Genomic DNA, 19,171 nt, shown 5'->3' with positions numbered 1-19,171 from the left:
CGGCACTGGTCAGGACTCGCCGCCGGCCTCCTCGGCGGTGGTGGCGTTGACGTCGGCGAGCTTGTAGCGGTCGTGCGCCTGCTTGACGGTGTCCCACGGGAGCTCACCGCGCCGCGCCAGCAGCGTCAGCACGCTGATGACGATGGACTGGGCGTCGACCTTGAAGTGCCGCCGCAGCGCCGCCCGGGTGTCGGACAGGCCGAAGCCGTCGGTGCCCAGCGAGGTGTAGTCGGTGGGCACGTACGGCGCGATCTGGTCCTGCACGGCACGCAGGTAGTCGCTGACGCCGACGACCGGGCCGCGGGCCTCACGCAGCCGTGCGGTGACGTACGGGACGCGGGCCTCCTCGCCGGGGTTCATGAGGTTCCACTCGTCGGCGTCGAGGGCCTCGCGGCGCAGCTCGTTCCAGGACGTCACCGACCAGACGTCGGCGGCGACCTGCCACTCCTCGGCCAGCCGCTGCTGCGCCTCGAGCGCCCAGTTCATGCCGACGCCCGACGCGAGGATCTGCGCGTGCGGGACGTCGTCGCCCGGCGCGGTCTGCATCGGGTGGTAGAGGTACATGCCCTTGAGCAGGCCCTCGACGTCGAGGTTCTCGGGCTCCGCCGGCTGCACGTACGGCTCGTTGTAGATCGTCAGGTAGTAGAAGATGTTCTCGGACTCGTCGCCGTACATGCGGCGCAGGCCGTCCTTGATGATGTGCCCGATCTCGAACGCGTACGCGGGGTCGTAGTGCACGACCGCCGGGTTGGTCGACGCCAGCAGCACCGAGTGGCCGTCCTCGTGCTGCAGGCCCTCGCCGTTGAGCGTGGTGCGCCCGGCGGTGGCGCCGAGGACGAAGCCGCGGGCCAGCTGGTCGGCCGCGGCCCAGAAGCCGTCGCCGGTGCGCTGGAAGCCGAACATCGAGTAGAAGATGTAGAGCGGGATCATCGGCTCGCCGTGGGTGGAGTACGACGTGGCCGCCGCCGTCCACGACGCCACGGAGCCGGCCTCGTTGATGCCCTCGTGCAGGATCTGCCCGTCCGTGGCCTCCTTGTAGGACAGGAACAGCTCGCGGTCGACGGGCGTGTAGTTCTGGCCGTGCGGCGAGTAGATCTTCAGCGTCGGGAACAGCGAGTCCATGCCGAACGTGCGGGCCTCGTCGGGGATGACGGGCACCAGCCGCTTGCCGATCTCGGGATCCTTGAGCAGGTCCTTCACCAGGCGTACCAGTGCCATGGTGGTGGCGACGGCCTGCTTGCCGGACCCGCGCCGGGCCACCTCGTAGACCTTGTCGCCGGGCAGCACCAGCGGCTGCGCCTTCGTGCGGCGGTCGGGCAGGAAGCCACCCAGCTTCTGCCGCCGCTCCATCATGTAGGCGTGCTCGTCGGAGTCCTTGCCCGGGTGGAAGTACGGAGGGTGGTACACGTCCTCGAGCGCGGAGTCCGGGATCTCCATGAACAGGCGGTCGCGGAAGAGCTTGAGGTCGTCGCCGGTCAGCTTCTTCATCTGGTGGGTGGCGTTGCGGGCCTCGAAGTGCGAGCCCAGCGTCCAGCCCTTGATGGTCTTGGCCAGGATGACGGTCGGCTGGCCGGTGTGCTCGGTGGCCGCCTTGTAGGCCGCGTAGAGCTTGCGGTAGTCGTGCCCGCCGCGCTTGAGTCCCCAGATCTCGTCGTCGGACATGTCCTCGACCATCTTGCGGGTGCGAGGGTCGCGGCCGAAGAACTGCTCGCGGACGTACGCGCCGGACTCGGCCTTGTACGTCTGGTAGTCGCCGTCGGGCGTGACGTTCATGAGGTTGACCAGCGCGCCGTCGGTGTCGGCGGCCAGCAGCGGGTCCCACTCGCGGCCCCAGATGACCTTGATGACGTTCCAGCCGGCGCCTCGGAACAGCGCCTCCATCTCCTGGATGATCTTGCCGTTGCCGCGTACCGGGCCGTCGAGCCGCTGCAGGTTGCAGTTGACGACGAACGTGAGGTTGTCGAGCTCTTCGCGGGCGGCCACGCCGATGGCGCCGATGGTCTCGGGCTCGTCCATCTCGCCGTCGCCGAGGAACGCCCACACGTGCTGCTGGCTGGTGTCCTTGATGCCGCGATCCTGCAGGTAGCGGTTGAAACGGGCCTGGTAGATGGCGTTCAGCGGGCCCAGGCCCATGGACACCGTGGGGAACTCCCAGAAGTCGGGCATCAGCCGCGGGTGCGGGTACGACGGCAGCCCGCCGCCCGGGCCCGCGTGCGACAGCTCCTGGCGGAAACCGTCGAGCTGGGTCTCCGCCAGCCGGCCCTCGAGAAAGGCACGGGCGTACATGCCGGGGGAGGCGTGCCCCTGGAAGTAGATCTGGTCGCCGCCGCCGGCGTGGTCCTTGCCGCGGAAGAAGTGGTTGAACCCGACTTCGTAGAGACTCGCCGACGATGCGTAGGTGGAGATGTGCCCGCCGACGCCCACGCCCGGCCGCTGGGCGCGTTGCACCATCATCGCCGCGTTCCACCGGATGTAGGCCCGGATGCGCCGTTCGACGTACTCGTCGCCCGGGAACCAGGGCTCGGCCTCGGGCGGGATGGTGTTGATGTAGTCGGTGTTGCGCAGGCTCGGGACGCCGACCTGTCGTTCCTGGGCGCGCTGCAGCAACGCCAGCATCAGGTAGCGGGCGCGATGGCGTCCGCGCTGGTCGATGGCGGCATCGAGCGACTCCAGCCACTCCCTGGTCTCGTCGGCGTCGATGTCGGGGAGCTGGCTCGGAAGGCCGTTGATGATGATCGGCGAGCGGTCGGCAGCCACGACTGTCCCTTCGTGGTCTCGTAGGACGCCGATGTGAGCGTCGGGGCGAGTTCGGGTTCTGTGTTCCTATCCTGCTCGCTCGGCGGCCGTACGTCACATTCGGATGCGCGGACGTCTTTCCAAGCGCGCTGAGCAGGGGCACCATAGGCGCGTTCGGGGGAACGTGTCAGGCTTGGTCTGGCGGGTTCACTTGCGCTAGCGCGCGTCCTTGGGTGGACTACAGCAATGCGGTACGCAGGGGGCGGGCCGCGACGACTGCGAGGAGGACGATCGGTGGGCCAGATCGCGGGCCACTCGGACCAGCACGACGGGCCGGCGGCCAAGCTCGGCTTCCGTCCCAACCAGGTGGTCCTGGAGCTCGGCTGGGACGACGACTGCGATGACGATCTGCGTATCGACATCGAGGAAGTCACCGGCACCGAGCTGCTCGACGGCGAGTCCGGCGAGGTCGCCGACGTGGTGCTGCAGTGGTGGCGCGAGGACGACGGTGACCTCACCGACGCCCTCATCGGCGCGACCACCGACCTCGCGCCCGGCGGCGTCGTGTGGCTGTTGACACCGAAGGTGGGTCGCGACGGCGCCGTCGAGGCCAGCGACATCGCCGACGCCGCACTGACCGCCGGCCTGTCCACCACGTCCACCGTGTCGGCGGCCGAGGACTGGTCCGGCACCAAGCTGGTCGCCCCCAAGGGGTCGGCCCGCAAGTGAGCCTGGTCGGTGCTCCGGCACCGGACTTCGAACTGCCGGACCAGCACGGTTCGGCAGTCCGGCTCTCCTCTCTGCGCGGCCGGCCGGTCGTCCTGGCGTTCTTTCCGTTCGCGTTCACCGGCGTGTGCACGGGCGAGCTGACCGCGATCCGCGACTCCCTCGTCCCCGCGGTCGGTGCGGCCGCTCACGTCCTGGCCGTCTCGTGCGACTCGATGTTCTCGTTGCGGGTCTTCGCCGAGTCGGCCGGGCTGGATTTCCCGCTGTTGTCCGACTTCTGGCCACATGGGGCGGTTGCCACGGCGTACGGTGTGTTCGATCACGACCGCGGCTGCGCCGTACGAGGTACCTTCGTAGTGGACGCAGGGGGGACCGTCCGCTGGGACGTCGTCAACGCGCTTCCTGATGCCAGGGACGTCGACGACTACCGGCGCGTGCTGAGTTCGCTCGGCGCGGCCTGACGGTCCGGGCACCCTCGTCGTCCGCCGGTTCCAGTACAGAGCAGGAAGGGAGCTCGCCCGTGCCGTGCTATCGCTGTGGCGCCCGACAGTCTGACCCTGCCCGGGGGACGAACCTGTGGGTGCGCGGGGTCCGGGCCGACGAGCAGGTGCTGGTCTGCCCCGACTGCCAGCAGAACAAGGGCTGGTCGACCGACCTCGACCACTGCACCGTCTGCGGCGCCACCACGCTCGTGCGCCGGCTCGGCCACACCGTGTGCCGCTCCTGCGAGGCGTCAGCCACGGCCGAGTTCCTCGCCGTCGAGACCACCATGGACCGCGGTTTCGCCATCCGGATGCCCGGCCCCGGCCGGCATCGCCGCACCGACAGCCGCGACCTCTCCGCCGACGTCGCCAGCGCCATCGACCGCGTGCTCGGCAGAGCGCCGGCCCGGCCCACGCAGTCGGCCATCGCCGACGCGCTGGCCGCACAGGGCCCGAACACCCAGGAACAACGGAAGGTGCCACCCGAAGGCGCCGCCTGACGCCGATTTCGGCGTCCCGCGGTCTCCCGATACCCTGAGCCTTCGCAGGTCGACGGGGCGCATAGCTCAGCGGTAGAGCACTGGTCTTACAAACCAGGGGTCGTAGGTTCGAACCCTACTGCGCCCACCCGATTGACCTGCGTCGATTGTGCGGGCTCATCGCTCCGAGAGCAATCTGACGCGGGGCCATGGTGTTGCGCGTGGTGCGAGTGCCGTGGTGCCCTGAGGTCGTGGCCGCAACCGGGCGCACCGGGCGACGACCGAAGGGGCAGATCGAGAAGCTCCATCGGGCGCCGCCCGTGTGTCCGTCGACGTCGGCATCGACTTCATCACCAAGCGGCGCATCTACAACCGCGAGACCATACCGCCTGGTCCGAGGACCGAAGCTGACGCTGACCGGGTCCGGACGCGGCTGGCGAACGCGACCGCTGATCAGCTGGTTGAACGCCGCCTCAAGACGGCAGAACTTGACCTGGACATCCCGCCGCTGATTCTGTCGAGCTCTGCGACATCCTGGGCGGAGAGGGTGAGCGAGGCTCCGGTGATGTTCTCCCGCAGGTGCGTGACTTTGGACGTGCCGGGGATGAGCAGGATGTTCGCCGAGCGTTGCAGCAGCCACGCGAGTGCGACGGCCATCGGCGTCGCGTTCAGTCGGGTGGCCACCGCCGAGAGGGCTGCTGCTTGAAGGGGAGCGAATCCGCCGAGCGGAGAGAACGGGACGTAGGCGATGCCGTCTGCGGCGAGGTCGTCGATCAGCAGGTCGTCGTGGCGATGGGCGAGGTTGTACATGTTCTGCACGCACACGACCGGGGCGACCTCTCGTGCGTCAGCGACCTGTTCGGCGGTGACGTTGCTGACACCGAGATGGCGGATCACGCCTTGCTCCTGAAGTTCGGCGAGGGTCTCGAACGCTTCGGTGATCGACCCGGGTGATGGCCCGGTGGCGTCCCCCATGCGCATGTTCACCAGGTCGAGGCTCTTGACGCCGAGGGACTCGAGGTTCTCGTGCACCTGCTGCCGCAGGTCGTCGGGTCGTCGGGCGGTGGGCCAGCCGCCCTCGGTGTCGCGGGTCGCTCCGACCTTGGTGGCGATGAGCAGCGAGGCCGGGTAGGGGTGCAGTGCTTCGCGGATCAGCTCGTTGGTGATGCGCGGGCCGTAGGCCTCGCTGGTGTCGATGTGCGTGATGCCCTGTGCGACGGCGTTGCGCAGCACGGCGATCGCGGCGTCGTGGTCGGCGGGTGGTCCGATGACCGAGGGTCCGGCGAGTTGCATGGCACCGTATCCGAACCGGGTGACGGTGTGGTCGCCGAGGTTCCAGGTGCCGCCGGGAAGAGCGGTAGGTGCTGGGGTCATCGCGTTGCCTCTCATCGCGCAGTCAGGAGGGTGGCGTTCCGATCCCTCCTGCATCATTCTTGGAGAGCAACTCTCTACTGGGAAGTGCGCACTTTGAAGTGCGTTACGCCCTCGTCTGAAAGGTGACCGTCGTGGCGACAACGACTGCAGCCGAGAGGCGGGACCAGGCCAAGAGCGCCTACAACGCGTTCCTGGCCGTGTGCCCGAGCCGCCAGCTTCTGGACCGACTCTCCGACAAATGGGTCGTGCTCGTCTTGTGCGCGCTCGGCGGTGACGGCGCGGGCAACGCGGGCTCGCCGGCATCCATGCGGTACTCCGAGCTTTCGCGCCTCATAGCAGGCGTCAGCCCGAAGATGCTCACCCAGACGCTCCGCTCGCTGGAGCGCGATGGTCTCATCACCCGCACCGTCACTCCGACCGTTCCAGTCACCGTCGACTACGCGCTCACCGACCTCGGTCTCTCCCTGCACCAGACCACCCGCCAGCTCAGAACCTGGGCACAAGACCACATGGACGCCGTCCAGGCCCGCCGCGACCACTACGACGCCGACGACTAACACCGCGGCACACCTCGGATCCGAGGCCAGCCGGCCACCGAGAACGGCGAGTGCGGCGATGTCGAGGCCGCCGATGCCGCCGATGCCGGTGCTCAACGGTCTGATCCTGGGCGCGAATCGGTCCTCGGTGGGTGCCGGTGGCGTCATGAACGCCTCGGATGTCCGGAGGCCTTGGTGTGTCCCGGGTTCGATGGGTCGGTTCTCTGGCTACTGGTGTCTGACACCAGGAGGTCGGAGCGAGACGGCGGGCGTTCCCGCCAACCGGGCGATCGACAACGGATCCACCGATCTCGGGCCGCTGGTGGCAGCGGCCGTCGAGGCCGGGCTGGACTACCGCGCCGCGCGGCCACTGCCGCGTCGGCGCAGCACGCAGCATCGGCGTCCATCCGACCTGAGGCACCGAGGACAGGGCGGAATCTTCCCGCTCTGCCCTCCGCACGTCCGTCAACTCTCTGCCTCCGTGGGCGGACTCAGAGGACCCGGGTTCGATGCCCGCCAGCTCCACAACTGCTTCCTCGTGTCCCGACCACTTGGGCGAACACCTTCCATCGCGTCGGAGGTCGGGCTGCGTCACCATGCAGGCGAGAGTCGGAGCACTTCGAGGGCTGCTCGATACCAGGCACGGAGCGGGCTACTTCCGGCGCTGGCATCGCGAGAAGGGACATGTCCGGCGGACCGCTGGTGCACGAGGCCACCCACCATTTCGACCTGGCCAACTGGCGGCTCGACGACGTGTCGGCGACGGTGCGTCCATCGGGATGTAGCCGATCTCGATGCAGAGGAGGTCGACGCGGCCGTAGCGGGCGTTGGTGCGGGCGAGATGGTTCTCGTCTGCGGCATCGACGAGCTCGTTGACGAGCGTAGAATCCCGTAAGCTTAAGCGCTTAAGTTCGTGGCTCGTCACCGAACGCTCCCTGCCGGAGGAACCACCATGCTCACGACTCTCGATCTGACAGGACGCTGGTCCTGGACAATCGACACGGATGGCCCCACACCTGTGCCGATCGAAGGTCGCCAACTCATCGGCCAGACCATCGATGCGAAGGTGCCTGGAGCGGTCCATGCGGATCTGCAGGTGGCGGGCATCATCCCAGATCCGCTCGCTGACCGGAATGAAGAAGCGGTCGCATGGGTGTCACGGGCCGACTGGCGGCTCAACCGCACGTTCGGGCCGGTCGCGAACGCCGAGCGGATCGACTTCGTCGTTGACGGCGTGGACACCGTCGCGTCTGTTTCGGTGAACGGGCGAACGGTCGGGAATGTCCGGAACATGCATCGCTCCTACCGTTTCGACGTCACGTCGGTCGTGACCGAGGCGAACATGGTCGATGTCCGCTTCACGTCTGCGTACACCGAGGCAGAACATTGGGAGCGAACACTGGGCGCCCGTCCCAGCGCGTACCAGCAGCCGTTCGCGTTCATCCGGAAGATGGCGAGCAGTTTCGGGTGGGACTGGGGGCCGACGCTCCCATCCTGCGGCTTGTGGCGAGGCGTTCGAGTAGAGGCCTGGAACACGGCACGGATCGCAGCAGTCCGCCCGTTGGTCGATGTTTTTGAGGACACCGGGATTCTCACCGCTCACATCGACGTCGAGCGGGCCGACTCGGGGAGGACGCGTACGCTCCACCTCGAGGTAGAGATTGCCGGCCAAGCCGTACATGCGGAGGTCGAGCCCGGCGCATCGTCGGCGACCGTGGTCGTCGCGGTCGCGAACGTGGAACGCTGGTTTCCGCGAGGTCTCGGAGAGCCGCGGCTATACCCGGTCGACATCTCGCTCTGGTCCGAGAAAGAGCAGCTGGATGCCCATCACACTCGTGTCGGCTTTCGAACGGTCACCATCGACCGCGAGCCCGATGAGAACGGCACCCCCTTCGTCGTCACAGTGAACGGACGCTCCCTGTTCATCAAGGGCGTCAACTGGATTCCCGAAAGCGTGTTTCCCGGCACTGTTCCCGCTGAACGCGTCCGCGCGCGCCTGGTTCAGGCTGCCGACGCTCAGGTCAACCTCGTCCGGGTGTGGGGCGGGGGAGTGTACGAAAGTGACGAGTTCTATGCGGCGTGCGACGAGCTCGGCTTGCTTGTGTGGCAGGACTTTCTTTTTGCATGCGCCGCGTACCCCGAAGAGGAACCGCTGAGATCGGAGGTGCTCGCTGAGGCCCACGAGAACATCGTGCGGCTGAGCGCACACCCCAGTTTGGCCATCTGGAACGGCAACAACGAAAACCTCTGGATGCGCCTGGACAAGGACTGGGCGGGGCAACCCGGAGGTGAGCTCACATGGGGCGAGCGGTACTACCTGGAGTGGCTTCCGAGTGTTCTCCGCGATCTCGACCCGACGCGGCCCTACACGGAGGGAAGCCCGTGGTCGGGAAGTTGGGCGCACGATCCGAACGATACCGACCACCAGACCTTCCATTCGTGGGATGCGTGGAACGAGGACGACTACGCGGTCTACCGCGACAGCTCGCCGCGCTTCGTGTCTGAATTCGGCTGGCAGGGTGCTGCCGCATGGCGGACGCTCCGTGATGCGGTCACCGATCCTGAGCTGCGGGTCGACTCCGAGAACGTGCGCCATCACCAGAAAGCCATCGACGGGCATGCCAAGCTCGCGCGTAACCTCGCTCGACACCTCCCAGTGACACGGGACTTCGACCGGTGGCATCTGGCGACTCAGTGGATGCAGGTTGAAGCAGTTCGCACCGGCGTGCTGCACTGGCGTGCCAACTGGCCTCGAACCGCTGGCACCATCGTGTGGCAACTCAACGATCTGTGGCCGGTCACGTCGTGGTCGGCGATTGACAGCGGCGGGCGGTGCAAGCCGCTCTACTTCGCCTTGCGCGACATGTACGCACCCCGAGTGGTGACCATTGAGCCCTGCGGCGGGCGACTGGACTTCTGCGCCATCAACGACGACGACGCCTCGTGGTGCACGACGGTGCACTTTGCGCGGCATCGCGTGAACGGTGAGTCCGTCTCGGAAGAATCGATACCTCTCTCGGTGCCTCCGCGGTCGGTGACCCGCATCATGGTGCCGCCGGCGGTCTCCAAGACCTCGGACTCTGGCGCGGAGTTCATCGTGGCGACAGCGGACGATCGGCGAGCGATCTGGCATTTCGCATCGCCGGCGGACGTTCGACGAACTGAAACCTCGCTGGGGATCACGATCAGTCCGGTCGCAGACGGGCTGGACATCGCCGTCTCCTCGACTGATCTCGCGCGCGATGTGCTCGTCCAGCCGGACCGGATCCACCCAGACGCGACCGTCGACAGAGGCTTCACCACCGTGCTGCCCGGTGAGACGGCGGTCTTCCGAGTTCGCGCGGCGGAGCCCCTCGACGCTCTATCAGCGCGGGCGCCATTCGTGGTCGCGTCGCTGAGGGATATCGTCGATTCGGAGTAAGGGAGCCAGCATCGATGACGAGCACTTCGCGGCCTCGGGTCACCATCGCCGATGTCGCCCGTGAGGCGCAGACGTCGACGGCGAGCGTCTCCTACGCCCTCAACGGCCGGCCCGGGGTGTCCTTGGACACTCGCGCACGGGTGCTCGCCGTGGCGGCCCGGCTCGGCTGGTCACCCGCGAGCGCCGCGCGGTCTCTGGCAGGTGCGGGGTCGGGGACGATCGGGCTGGTGCTCGCGCGAGATCCACGCGACCTGGCAGTCGAGCCGTTCTACATGCAGTTCATCGCCGGTGTGGAAGCTACCCTCGCCCCACGCTCGATGGGGCTTCTGCTCGAAGTGGCACCCACCGCAGTCGCGGAAGTCGAAGCGATCCGGAGATGGCACATGTCGCGACGCGTCGACGGCGTGCTGCTCACCGACGTGATCGCCGACGACCCCCGCGTCGAACTGGTGAAAGAGATAGGCGCACCGGCCGTGGTCGTCGGCGACCCGAGCGAGGCAGCTGGATTGACGTCGCTGTGGACCGACGATGCGGCGGCGACGCAGCAGGCCGTCGAGCACCTTGTGTCTCTCGGTCATCGCAGGATCACCCGCTTCGCCGCTCCCGGTCGGTACGCCTATACGGTCATCCGAGATGCCGCCTTCGAGAGTGCCTCGCAGGCTGTCGGCATCGAACACGACATCGTACGAACTGACCTCTCGCTGGACTCCGGAGCAGACGCGGCGCGGACCGTGCTGTCTGTTTCGCGCCCACCATCTGGGCTCTTGTTCGACAACGACGTCATGGCTGTGGCAGCGCTCACCGCCGCGCACGATCTCGGGCTCTCTGTTCCAGGCGACGTCTCCATCGTCGCCTGGGACGATTCATTGCTCTGCCAACTGGTGACGCCGTCGTTGACTGCCCTCGGTCACGATGTCCTTGCCCTCGGGGCCCACGCCGCACGCCGGCTCTTGGACGTCATCGACGGTGTCGAGCCGGCTGCCTTTCAGGATGCGACGCCGACTCTGCGGGTCAGAGCCTCGACCGGGCCGGCGCCGGTCGAGACCTGATCTTCGGGTGGCTGGGCTACCACCGAAGGGCGGGGTCCCATCGCAGCTGCACGCCACCTCGTTCGAGGTCGTTCTGGAAGTCCCTGAGTTCGCGCGAGTCGGCGCTCACCGCGGCCGGCTCGATCTTGCGGTCGAGACAGTATGCGGCGAGTGCGCCTACCGCTTCACCGATGGACCACTCCACGGGCTGCAGCCGGTAGCTGCCGTTCGAAATGTGGGTGGTGCCGATGTTCTTGGCGGCCGGTAGCAGGTTCCGCACACGCTGCGGCAGGAGTGCGCCGAGCGGTATCTCGAACGGCTCCGGCAGCCCGCCGCCGCCGGCGCTGCCGCCGGTCGTGGCATGGCGGTCGATCCAGTAGTAGTGTCCAACGCCCACCGTGTCCGGATAGCGTTCCGCCCCCCGGCCGTCGCGAAGGTCCCGGTCGAAGTCCTGCTCGAGAATCGTGCGCTGCGCCCGAATGCGACGCGACTCCCGGAAGTACGGCATCATCGCGAATCCGTCCGCGGTTCCCGTCACTCGCGGCGTGAGTCGAAGGCCCGGCCACCCGGCGCCGCCGTCCGGCCTCGGGGCCTCCGTCTGCAGCCAGTAGAGCAGCGACCTGCTGAGCGCCTTGGAGCGGTCCCAGTGCGCTGCTGCGTCCTCGATGCCGAAAAGAGGCCCACCGGCGTAGTCATTCATGGGCCAGTTCACGATCACGATGTCGCTCTCGTACGCGCCGCCCTCGAACTGACGCCGCGCGGCGACGCGGCGATAGTTCCACAGCTCGGGAGCCGCGCCCATGTTGCGATGATCCACGTCGATGGCGAACGGGTCGTCGTCCGCGTTCACGTTCAGCGTGTACTCGCGGGCGATCGATCCGTCGTGGGCGGCTCGGCGGAACCCCAGCATCTTCTCGCCCGCGAGCTGTGGAGGGCGCCAGTCACGGAAGGCGCCATAGTCGTCCGGACGGTCGATGGTGTGGTCTTCGCCGTCACGATGCTCGACCGCGAAACACCACGTGACGCTCTGCATGTCGAGGGGGTCACCCGTCTCCGGGGCTCCGGGCTCACCGGTCTCGGCGTGACTCTCACGCCCGGTGACGAACTCGACGCCGCCCAGTTCCAGCAGGTCGCCGAGCTCGGTCGCGTCAAGAACGAACGGTGCGGTGAGCTCGACACCATTCCCGTCGCGGTCGCGAACCACGACGGCGCTGACGAGGTCGCCGTCGGTGTGCACCGCGACGGGCGTGGTGTCGAGCATCAGCGTCAGCTGCCCGGACGCTTCGTACGGGCGCAGCAGGCTGTGGAGCACCGCGAGGATGACCTTGGGCTCGACACTCAGCGGGCTGACCCACGCCGCACCCGGGTTCAGATGCTCGTCGGCTCGTGCCGCGGCGGTCAGCGGGTAGTAGGTCCGGTAGTGCTCGCGGATGAGGTGGCGGAACTGCGCGTAGCTGCGGTTGCGGCCCGTCGTCTCGATGCGCCGGTGCTCGTCGCTGGGCACCAGTTGCGCTGTGAGCTGTCCCCCCAGCCAAGGTGTCTGCTCGGTCATGATCACCGATGTGCCTCGGCGCAATGCGGCGAGGGCGGCGGAGACGCCGCCGACTCCGCCGCCGATGATGAGAAGGTCGGCCTGCTGCTGCGTCACGGGAGAGCACCTTTCGTTTCCCGAGAATTCTAGGAGCTTTTCCCGATGGGATGCAAGTAAAATCCCTAGAGGCGACGCGGTCGCCGTAGGATCGATGGACTCGAAGTGAACCGAAGGGGTGCCTATGGGCGCGAAGGAGCGTCGACCGTCGCTTGCCGAGGTGGCGGGCGCGGCGGGTGTCTCGATCTCGACCGTGTCGAAGGTCGTGAACGGGGCGCCGGACGTCGCCGCCGACACCCGGGTGCGGGTGGAGTCCGTCCTGCGTGACAAGCAGTACCTGTCACCCAAGCAGCGCTCCCGCAGCGACCTGGCCACGGTGCTGGTCGTGCTCGCAAGCTCCAGCATGTCGTCGCCGCTGACCGTGGAGATCCTGCGCGGCACCATGCAGGCGGCGCACGAAGCCGGCGTCGAGCTCGTCCTCCTCGACCTCCCCGACGGCCTGCCTGCCACGGGGTGGGTCGAGCGCACGAAGCGCAACGGCCCTACGGCGGTCATCGCGTTGAAGTCCCGGCTGCGGACGGAGGAGCGGGCGCAGCTCGCGAAGAACGGCGTCCCGCTCGTGGAAGTGGACACCTACCAGCTGCCGGACAGCGACTCGTACTCGGTCGGGGCGACGAACTTCGCAGGCGGGATGGCCGCCACGCAGCACCTGCTGGCGCTCGGGCACAGGCGCATCGGCTTCCTCGGGGGCGTGGCGGACACGCAGGCGTCGATCGCCCGCAAGCACGGCCACCTCGCCGCGCTGGCCTCTGCCGGGATCCAGGCCGGCGCCGACGTCGTCGACGAGGGCGACTTCACCTACGAGTCGGGACTGCGGGCCGCCCAGGAACTCCTGAGCCGGTCGGATCGGGTCACGGCGATCTTCGCTGCGAGCGACGCTCAGGCCGCCGGTGTGCTGGAGGCGGCTCGGCGCGCCGGGTTGTCGGTCCCGCGGGATCTCAGCGTCATCGGCTTCGATGACCAGCTCGTCGCGCGGATGACGGCGCCGCAGCTGACGACCATCCGGCAGCCGTCGGCGGCCATGGGCTCGTACGCGGTCGAGGTCGCCCACAAGCTCCTGCTCGGCGCGGCGCCCCCCGCATTCCATACCGACCTCGCCACCGAGCTCATCGTCCGCGACTCGACAGCTCCGCCGCAACATCTCGAAAATACTCCTTGATTTTCTCGGTAGCTCTGGTACTTTTTCGCTCAGCGTGCGTGCTATGAGGCGCGTCATGAGTCCGAAGGAGTACTTCATGCGAGCTACCCGATCCCGAGGGGCCGCCATCGCGCTCACCGGAGTTCTTGCCGTGTCCCTCAGCGCATGCGGGGGCGGCGGCGACTCCAGCGCGTCGGGCCCGGTCGATCTGAAGATGGCGCTCTGGTCATCGAATGAGGACCACCTGGCGCTGTTGCAGGAGATCGGCGACGCCTACACGGCGGAGCACGGCGACGAAGTCGCATCGATCACGTTCGAGCCGGTCACCAACCCGGACTACATCGCCGGCCTGACGACGCAGATCGCCGGCGGCGACGTGCCCGATCTCGCCTGGATCCCCGAAGCGAGCGGCCCCGAGTTCGTCGACGCCGGAATCCTGCACGACGTGCGCGACACTCTGGAGGGCGTCGACGGGTACGACCTCGACGACATCCTCCCCGCCGCGCTCGAGCCCTGGCAGGACGACGACGGCGGCGTCTACGCATATCCGTTCTCCAACTCGCCGTTCGCCCTCTACGTCAACCAGGACCTGCTGGCGGCCGCCGGCCAGCCCGATGTGACGACCCTCGTCGGCACGCCGGAGTACACGTGGGCGACGATCACCGATGTCGCGGCGGCGACGAACGGCGCGACGGGGGCGGCCGGCCTGAACGTGCCGACCTTCACCACCACCAACTGGAGCGCGGTCACCATGCTCGGGAACGCCTGGGGCGCGGCCCCGTGGTCCGAGGACGGCGCGACGTGCGAGTTCGCGTCGCCGGAGATGGTCGACTACCTCACCTGGTACCAGGACCAGATCGCGCGAGGCGCCATCCCGGCCGTGTCCGGGAACGCTGCGCCGGCGGCATTCGCGAGCGGTGACGTCGCGTTCAGCGTCGCCCAGCTCAGCCAGTCCGGCAGCCTCGACGACAGCTTCGAGTGGTCGTTCCTCCCCCTCCCGGCGGGACCGGACGGCTACCACCCCATCGTCGGGCAGGCAGGCGTGAGCGTGCTGGAGCGCAGCGAACACCAGGAGCAGGCGGCCGGGTTCCTCGCCTACCTGACGAACCCCGCGAACGCCGAGCTCCTCTCGCAGTTCTTCCCGCCGCCCCGCGCGTCGCTGCTCAACGTGGAGACGCTCTCCCAGGCCGCGCCGAAGCTCACGCCCGAGGAGATCCAGACGGCCATCATCGACGTGGTCCCCGAGGCTCAGGTGAAGCCGCAGCACCCGGTGCTCTCGCAGTTCACCGACAAGGTTCGCGCCGGACTCGACCCCGTGTGGGCCGGCGGCGACGTGGAGACCGCCGTCACCGGCATCTGCGAGCAGATCTCGCCGACGCTCGAGGGCTGACCCGAGTGACCGCACGCACCTTCAGGGCGGAGGGCAGAAGAGCCGTGTCGAGCCGGCGGCCCCGTCCAGGCGGGAACGGCTGGCTCGGCGTGGCCTTCGTCGCGCCCCAGGTCCTCGGCGTCATCGTCCTCGGTGTCGTTCCTTTCATCTTCGTCATCTGGTACAGCTTCAACGAGTGGCGCCCGCTCACCGGCGAGATGGAGTTCATCGGACTCGACAACTACTACCGCCTCGTCGCCGATCCGACGTTCTCCGCGTCGATCATCGCGAGCCTGCTCTTCAGCGCGGGTGTCCTCGTACTGAACCTCGTGATCGCCATCAGCCTCGCCGTCCTTCTCAACAGGCGGATGAAAGGCATCACGGGGTTTCGTACCATCTTCTTCTCGCCCGTCGTGGTGTCCGTCGTCGCCTGGTCCGTGACATGGGGCTTCCTTCTCGCGCCTGACGGAGGAATCAACGGCGCACTGGCCATCCTCGGCATCGACGGGCCCAACTGGCTCGCTGACCCCTCCACCGCGCTGATCTCGCTTGTCGTGGTGCAGGTGTTCAAGGGAGTCGGGATGAACATGGTGCTGTTCCTCGCCGCGCTGCAGAGCGTTCCCGAAGAGATCCGGGAGGCCGCACATCTGGACGGCGCCGGCCCGTGGAGATCGTTCCGGTCGATCACGGTGCCGATGATCGCGCCGACGATCCTGCTCACCGGGATCTTGACGACCATCGGCTCGCTCGAGGTGTTCGCGCCCGTACAACTGCTGACCGGGGGAGGACCGGGGGACACGACGAATGTCCTGCCGTTCTTCCTGTACCGCACGGCCTTCATCAGTCAGCAGTTCGGGTACGCCAGTGCGATCGGGGTGGTGCTCTTCGCCATCATCCTGGCCCTGACGATGCTGCAGTGGACCACGCGCCGACGGTGGGTGCACGATGAGGTCTGACGCGGCGCGAGCGGATCGCAATCGTTCGAGAGTCACCACGATCACGCTCTACGCGCTGCTCGTGGTGCTGTCCCTGCCGTTCCTGTACCCCACGTTGTGGATGTTCTTCTCGTCGTTCAAGCCCGCGAACGAGATCTTCGTCCAGCCGCCCGCCCTGCTCCCGCGGGAGTGGACGCTCGACGGTTTCGCGCAGGTGTTCACGGCGCAGCCGTTCCTCCAGCAGTACGGCAACTCGATGTACATCGCGGCCATCGTCACGGTGTCGTCGATCCTGCTGTCCGCGATGGCGGGCTACGCGTTCGCGCGCATCCGCTTCCCGCTGCGCAACGCGGCGTTCACGCTCATGCTGGCGGCGATGATGGTGCCGACCGAGGTGACGATCATCCCGATCTTCACGGCGGTCAACGCCATGGGTCTCAACGACACCCACTGGCCGCTGATCATCCTGCCGATCTTCGGGCCGACGTCGGTGGTGTCCGTCTTCATCTACCGGCAGCACTTCCTCTCCTTTCCGAAGGAGTACGAGGAAGCGGCCAGGCTCGACGGGGTGAGCCGAGCCGGCGTCTTCTTCCGCATCGCCCTGCCGCTCGCGAAGCCGGCGATCGCCGCGGTCGGGATCATGGCGTTCCTGCGCAGCTTCAACATGTACTTCGAAGCGCTCATCTTCCTGCGCACTCCCGAGAACTTCACGCTCGGGCTCGCGATCACCCGATACCAGGACTTCTACGGAGAGCAGATGTGGAACACGCAGCTGGGCGCCGCATCACTGACCGTCGTTCCGATCCTCGTGGTGTTCCTCATCGCGCAGAAGCAGTTCGTGCAAGGCCTGGCGCAGACAGGAATCAAGGGGTGATCTGAGCACGCCCTCAGTGGCGGCGCGGGCCGGGCGCCACCGCTGAAACGAACCAGTCCAATCACGAGACGAAGGAGTCGAATGATGCATGACGACGAGGCACGTCCGCCGATGCTGCCAGCGCTCAGCCGACGAAACTTCCTGGTGGGGACGGGCGCCGCGGCAGCGCTGATGGCCATCGCGAACGCCGAGGCGTCGCCGGCGATGGCGACCTCGGACGGCACGGTGCTGCCACTGGTCGCACCGCTCCCGGCGGGGCAGCCCGTACGCAGCCGGTTCGCCCCCAACGAGCAGGTCCTCGCGGCGTACCTGATGATCGTCGCACCGTTGGCCAACAGCGTGCGAGACGTCGCTCCGAACTACGGGTGGATGGAGGACGGCTGGCAGCGCACTCCGAATCAGCCGTACAACGCGCGGATCATGGAGCATGTCGCCACGCTGTCGTGGTTCTACGCCAACGACCGGCCCTGGAATCCGTACTACCGTGACCCCGCGTTGCTGGGGCGTCTGGACGCAGCCCTCGGCTACTACCTCTCGCTGCAGCATGCTGACGGGTCCTACCCGGAGTACTCACCCACCGAGCACCACCTGTCGCCGACCGGCTTCGGGACCGTCGCGCTCTCCGCGACGCTCCGGGACCTCCGCGCCGCGGGCGAGCTCCACGACCGCCGTCTGCAGATCCGCGATGCCATTCGCAAGAGCTCCGCGTGGCTCGTCGACACCTCGCGTCCGCACTGGAACCGACCGGTGCAGTTCGTCAACCAGGTCGTCGCGGGACTCTCCGGTGTGGTCGAAGCCGCGCACATCCTCGGTGAACCGGCCGTCAGCGCATCGGTGCCGAATCGCCTGCAGATCATCCTCCAGGACGGTCAGGCGCCTGCCGGGTTCTTCCACGAGCCGCTCGCCCCCGACGCCGGGTACAACTTCGAGGTGATGCTGCCCGACCTCGGCGCGCTGTACCAGCGACTGCCCGACCCGGCCATCATCCAGCTCGCGGAGCGGTTCGCCGCGTGGTTCGGCTACGTCGTGGTCATGGAACCTGGACGCAACGAGGGATTCATCCTCTCCGCGACCAGCGCCCGCAACATCGTTCCGACCTTCGTCACGACCCCTGAGGACGATCTGGACCGCAGCGCGCTCGCGCGGACCCTGCTGCCTCACGTGCCGGCGCTCGGCGCGTTCTTCGTGAGCTCGGAGGAGAAGACCGACGCACGAAACGCGTGGGCGGCGTCGATCGCACCGGTCGCCCCGCGGCGAAAGCAGGACTCCTCTCCGCGGCTGTACATGCACGTCCCGCAGTCCCCTCTCGGAGTGACCAGTGCGCAGCGAGACGCTCGAACCGCTGCTCTGCGCTATCGGCAGGAGAGCACGTTCACCGAACTGCGGAAGGGCACGCTCGACCAGCAGTACGTCTTCGTCCGGCGGCCCGGGTACTACACCGCCGCCGTCTACGGTGTGCGGCCGAACTCCCTCCAGCGGATGGGGACGAACGCGTTCTGGCACCCTGTCGCCGGCATGCTCGCGCTGACGGTCAACAGCACGGGTCCGGACGACTGGACGACCGTCGCCGACACCGTCGGAACCGCCTCGTCACGCGGGCCGGTGACCGCGACCCATCATTTCGGATCAACACCTCGCGGAGCCGTCATCGCCCCGGATGCGCTGACGGGGCACAAGGGAGTGTTCACCACCAGGTACGTGACAGCAGACGGTGCGGTGACGACGGACGTGACGCACCGTCCGGACGGCATCAGGCGTGTGCTGACCACCCCGGGCGCCTCCCGGGAACGCATCCCCCTCATCATCGGGACCGGAGACCAGGTGGTCTTCGCGAACGGCACGCCGGCGCCCTACGGGCAGGAGACGATCACCGTCACCCGCGGGCTCACCCTCACCCGTGGGGGCATGCGGTTCATCATCGACTGGGGAGCGGATCGCGAAGCGAAGTACGCGCCGATGGACAGGTCGTACTTGGGCAATCGCACCCACCGAATCCTCACGATCAGTTTCTCCGGGACGCTCACTGTCGATCTACGCGTCGTGCCGGTGAGCTGAGGCCGCTCGGCCGGCGGCGAACGGCTGCTCGCCGTCGGCCCGGAGCGACCGGAGCAGTAGGAGTCGTGAAGCAGTCCACCGTGAAGCAGCAGCCCAAGACCACGACCAACGAGAGCACTGGCAAGGGCCGCAAGAAGAAGTACGTCAGCGTCTGCGCCCTCGATGGGATGACGTCGCGTCACGAGCGCGTGGCCAGCAGCACGACACCCCGAGGATGGCCGGCCCGGCGAGCGGCACCACGACGACCGCGACGAACAGCGTGCGTCGCCGCGGCGGCGTCGGTCGCTGCGCCGGGCTCGGGTGAGGTCAGGATGACGGTACTCGGGTGGCGCGGCGGATGAAGGCGTCGAAGGCGCGGTCGGGGAGCACA

General features: G+C 67.8%; 14 protein-coding genes, 1 tRNA gene and 2 pseudogenes. 13 read left to right on the top strand and 4 right to left on the bottom strand.

Annotation, left to right across the window (positions count from 1 at the left end; all coding sequences use genetic code 11):
• Nucleotides 1-9: 9 nt before the first annotated feature.
• Nucleotides 10-2,757, bottom strand: coding sequence for a pyruvate dehydrogenase (acetyl-transferring), homodimeric type (gene aceE, locus DZA62_RS17205; protein WP_116950152.1), 2,748 nt, complete (start codon nt 2,755-2,757; stop codon nt 10-12).
• Nucleotides 2,758-3,030: 273 nt separating this feature from the next.
• On the opposite strand from aceE, the gene DZA62_RS17200 reads away from it, so the two are divergent.
• The 4 genes from DZA62_RS17200 (at nt 3,031) to DZA62_RS17185 (ending at nt 4,571) form a co-directional block, all read left to right on the top strand.
• Complete coding sequence (locus DZA62_RS17200) at nt 3,031-3,465, top strand: DUF3052 domain-containing protein (protein ID WP_198663876.1); 435 nt, start codon at nt 3,031-3,033, stop codon at nt 3,463-3,465.
• Nucleotides 3,462-3,923, top strand: a complete 462-nt coding sequence (locus DZA62_RS17195) for a peroxiredoxin (protein ID WP_116950150.1) — start codon at nt 3,462-3,464, stop codon at nt 3,921-3,923. The genes DZA62_RS17200 and DZA62_RS17195 overlap by 4 nt, the downstream gene beginning before the upstream one ends.
• 119 nt (nt 3,924-4,042) lie before the next feature.
• Nucleotides 4,043-4,444 carry a hypothetical protein gene (locus DZA62_RS17190; protein ID WP_198663875.1) on the top strand — a complete coding sequence of 134 codons (402 nt, stop codon included), beginning with the start codon at nt 4,043-4,045 and terminating at the stop codon, nt 4,442-4,444.
• Nucleotides 4,445-4,499: 55 nt separating this feature from the next.
• Nucleotides 4,500-4,571 (top strand) — tRNA-Val (locus DZA62_RS17185).
• A gap of 305 nt (nt 4,572-4,876) precedes the next feature.
• Here the strand turns inward: DZA62_RS17185 and DZA62_RS17175 are convergent.
• A complete protein-coding gene (locus tag DZA62_RS17175; protein ID WP_116950149.1) occupies nt 4,877-5,797 on the bottom strand; it encodes an aldo/keto reductase family oxidoreductase in 921 nt (306 codons plus the stop codon).
• 131 nt (nt 5,798-5,928) lie between these two features.
• On the opposite strand from DZA62_RS17175, the gene DZA62_RS17170 reads away from it, so the two are divergent.
• Nucleotides 5,929-6,354 (top strand): winged helix-turn-helix transcriptional regulator, encoded by a 426-nt coding sequence (locus tag DZA62_RS17170; protein ID WP_116950331.1) that lies wholly within the window; start codon nt 5,929-5,931, stop codon nt 6,352-6,354.
• Nucleotides 6,355-6,959: 605 nt separating this feature from the next.
• A pseudogene (locus DZA62_RS37620) lies at nt 6,960-7,113 on the top strand (Gfo/Idh/MocA family oxidoreductase); the annotation flags it as partial.
• Here the strand turns inward: DZA62_RS37620 and DZA62_RS37615 are convergent.
• Nucleotides 7,103-7,216, bottom strand: a pseudogene (locus DZA62_RS37615) (IS21-like element helper ATPase IstB); the annotation flags it as partial. The pseudogenes DZA62_RS37620 and DZA62_RS37615 sit on opposite strands and share 11 nt — an antisense overlap.
• 69 nt (nt 7,217-7,285) lie before the next feature.
• Between DZA62_RS37615 and DZA62_RS17160 the strand changes: the two are divergent.
• Both DZA62_RS17160 and DZA62_RS17155 read left to right on the top strand, forming a co-directional pair.
• On the top strand, nt 7,286-9,754 hold the full coding sequence (locus DZA62_RS17160; RefSeq protein WP_116950148.1) for a glycoside hydrolase family 2 protein: 2,469 nt from the start codon (nt 7,286-7,288) through the stop codon (nt 9,752-9,754).
• A gap of 14 nt (nt 9,755-9,768) precedes the next feature.
• Nucleotides 9,769-10,803, top strand: a complete 1,035-nt coding sequence (locus tag DZA62_RS17155; RefSeq protein ID WP_116950147.1) for a LacI family DNA-binding transcriptional regulator — start codon at nt 9,769-9,771, stop codon at nt 10,801-10,803.
• 16 nt (nt 10,804-10,819) lie between these two features.
• Here the strand turns inward: DZA62_RS17155 and DZA62_RS17150 are convergent, their stop codons facing one another.
• A complete protein-coding gene (locus tag DZA62_RS17150) occupies nt 10,820-12,430 on the bottom strand; it encodes an FAD-dependent oxidoreductase (protein ID WP_116950146.1) in 1,611 nt (536 codons plus the stop codon).
• Nucleotides 12,431-12,554: 124 nt separating this feature from the next.
• Here DZA62_RS17150 and DZA62_RS17145 point away from each other — a divergent pair, with 124 nt between their 5' ends.
• The 5 genes from DZA62_RS17145 to DZA62_RS17125 all read left to right on the top strand — a co-directional run bounded on the left by DZA62_RS17145 (nt 12,555) and on the right by DZA62_RS17125 (nt 18,801).
• Nucleotides 12,555-13,589 carry a LacI family DNA-binding transcriptional regulator gene (locus tag DZA62_RS17145; protein ID WP_116950145.1) on the top strand — a complete coding sequence of 345 codons (1,035 nt, stop codon included), beginning with the start codon at nt 12,555-12,557 and terminating at the stop codon, nt 13,587-13,589.
• A gap of 76 nt (nt 13,590-13,665) precedes the next feature.
• Nucleotides 13,666-14,958, top strand: coding sequence for an ABC transporter substrate-binding protein (locus DZA62_RS17140; protein WP_157987728.1), 1,293 nt, complete (start codon nt 13,666-13,668; stop codon nt 14,956-14,958).
• Between the two features lie 5 nt (nt 14,959-14,963).
• Nucleotides 14,964-15,893, top strand: a complete 930-nt coding sequence (locus DZA62_RS17135) for a carbohydrate ABC transporter permease (protein WP_198663874.1) — start codon at nt 14,964-14,966, stop codon at nt 15,891-15,893.
• On the top strand, nt 15,883-16,746 hold the full coding sequence (locus tag DZA62_RS17130; protein ID WP_116950143.1) for a carbohydrate ABC transporter permease: 864 nt from the start codon (nt 15,883-15,885) through the stop codon (nt 16,744-16,746). The genes DZA62_RS17135 and DZA62_RS17130 overlap by 11 nt, the downstream gene beginning before the upstream one ends.
• Before the next feature lie 84 nt (nt 16,747-16,830).
• Nucleotides 16,831-18,801, top strand: coding sequence for a twin-arginine translocation signal domain-containing protein (locus DZA62_RS17125; protein WP_198663873.1), 1,971 nt, complete (start codon nt 16,831-16,833; stop codon nt 18,799-18,801).
• Nucleotides 18,802-19,171 lie beyond the last annotated feature (370 nt).

Source organism: Jiangella endophytica, from assembly GCF_003427025.1.
GTDB classification, from domain to species: Bacteria; Actinomycetota; Actinomycetes; order Jiangellales; family Jiangellaceae; genus Jiangella; species Jiangella endophytica.
This window is presented reverse-complemented; position numbering and strand designations above follow the sequence as displayed.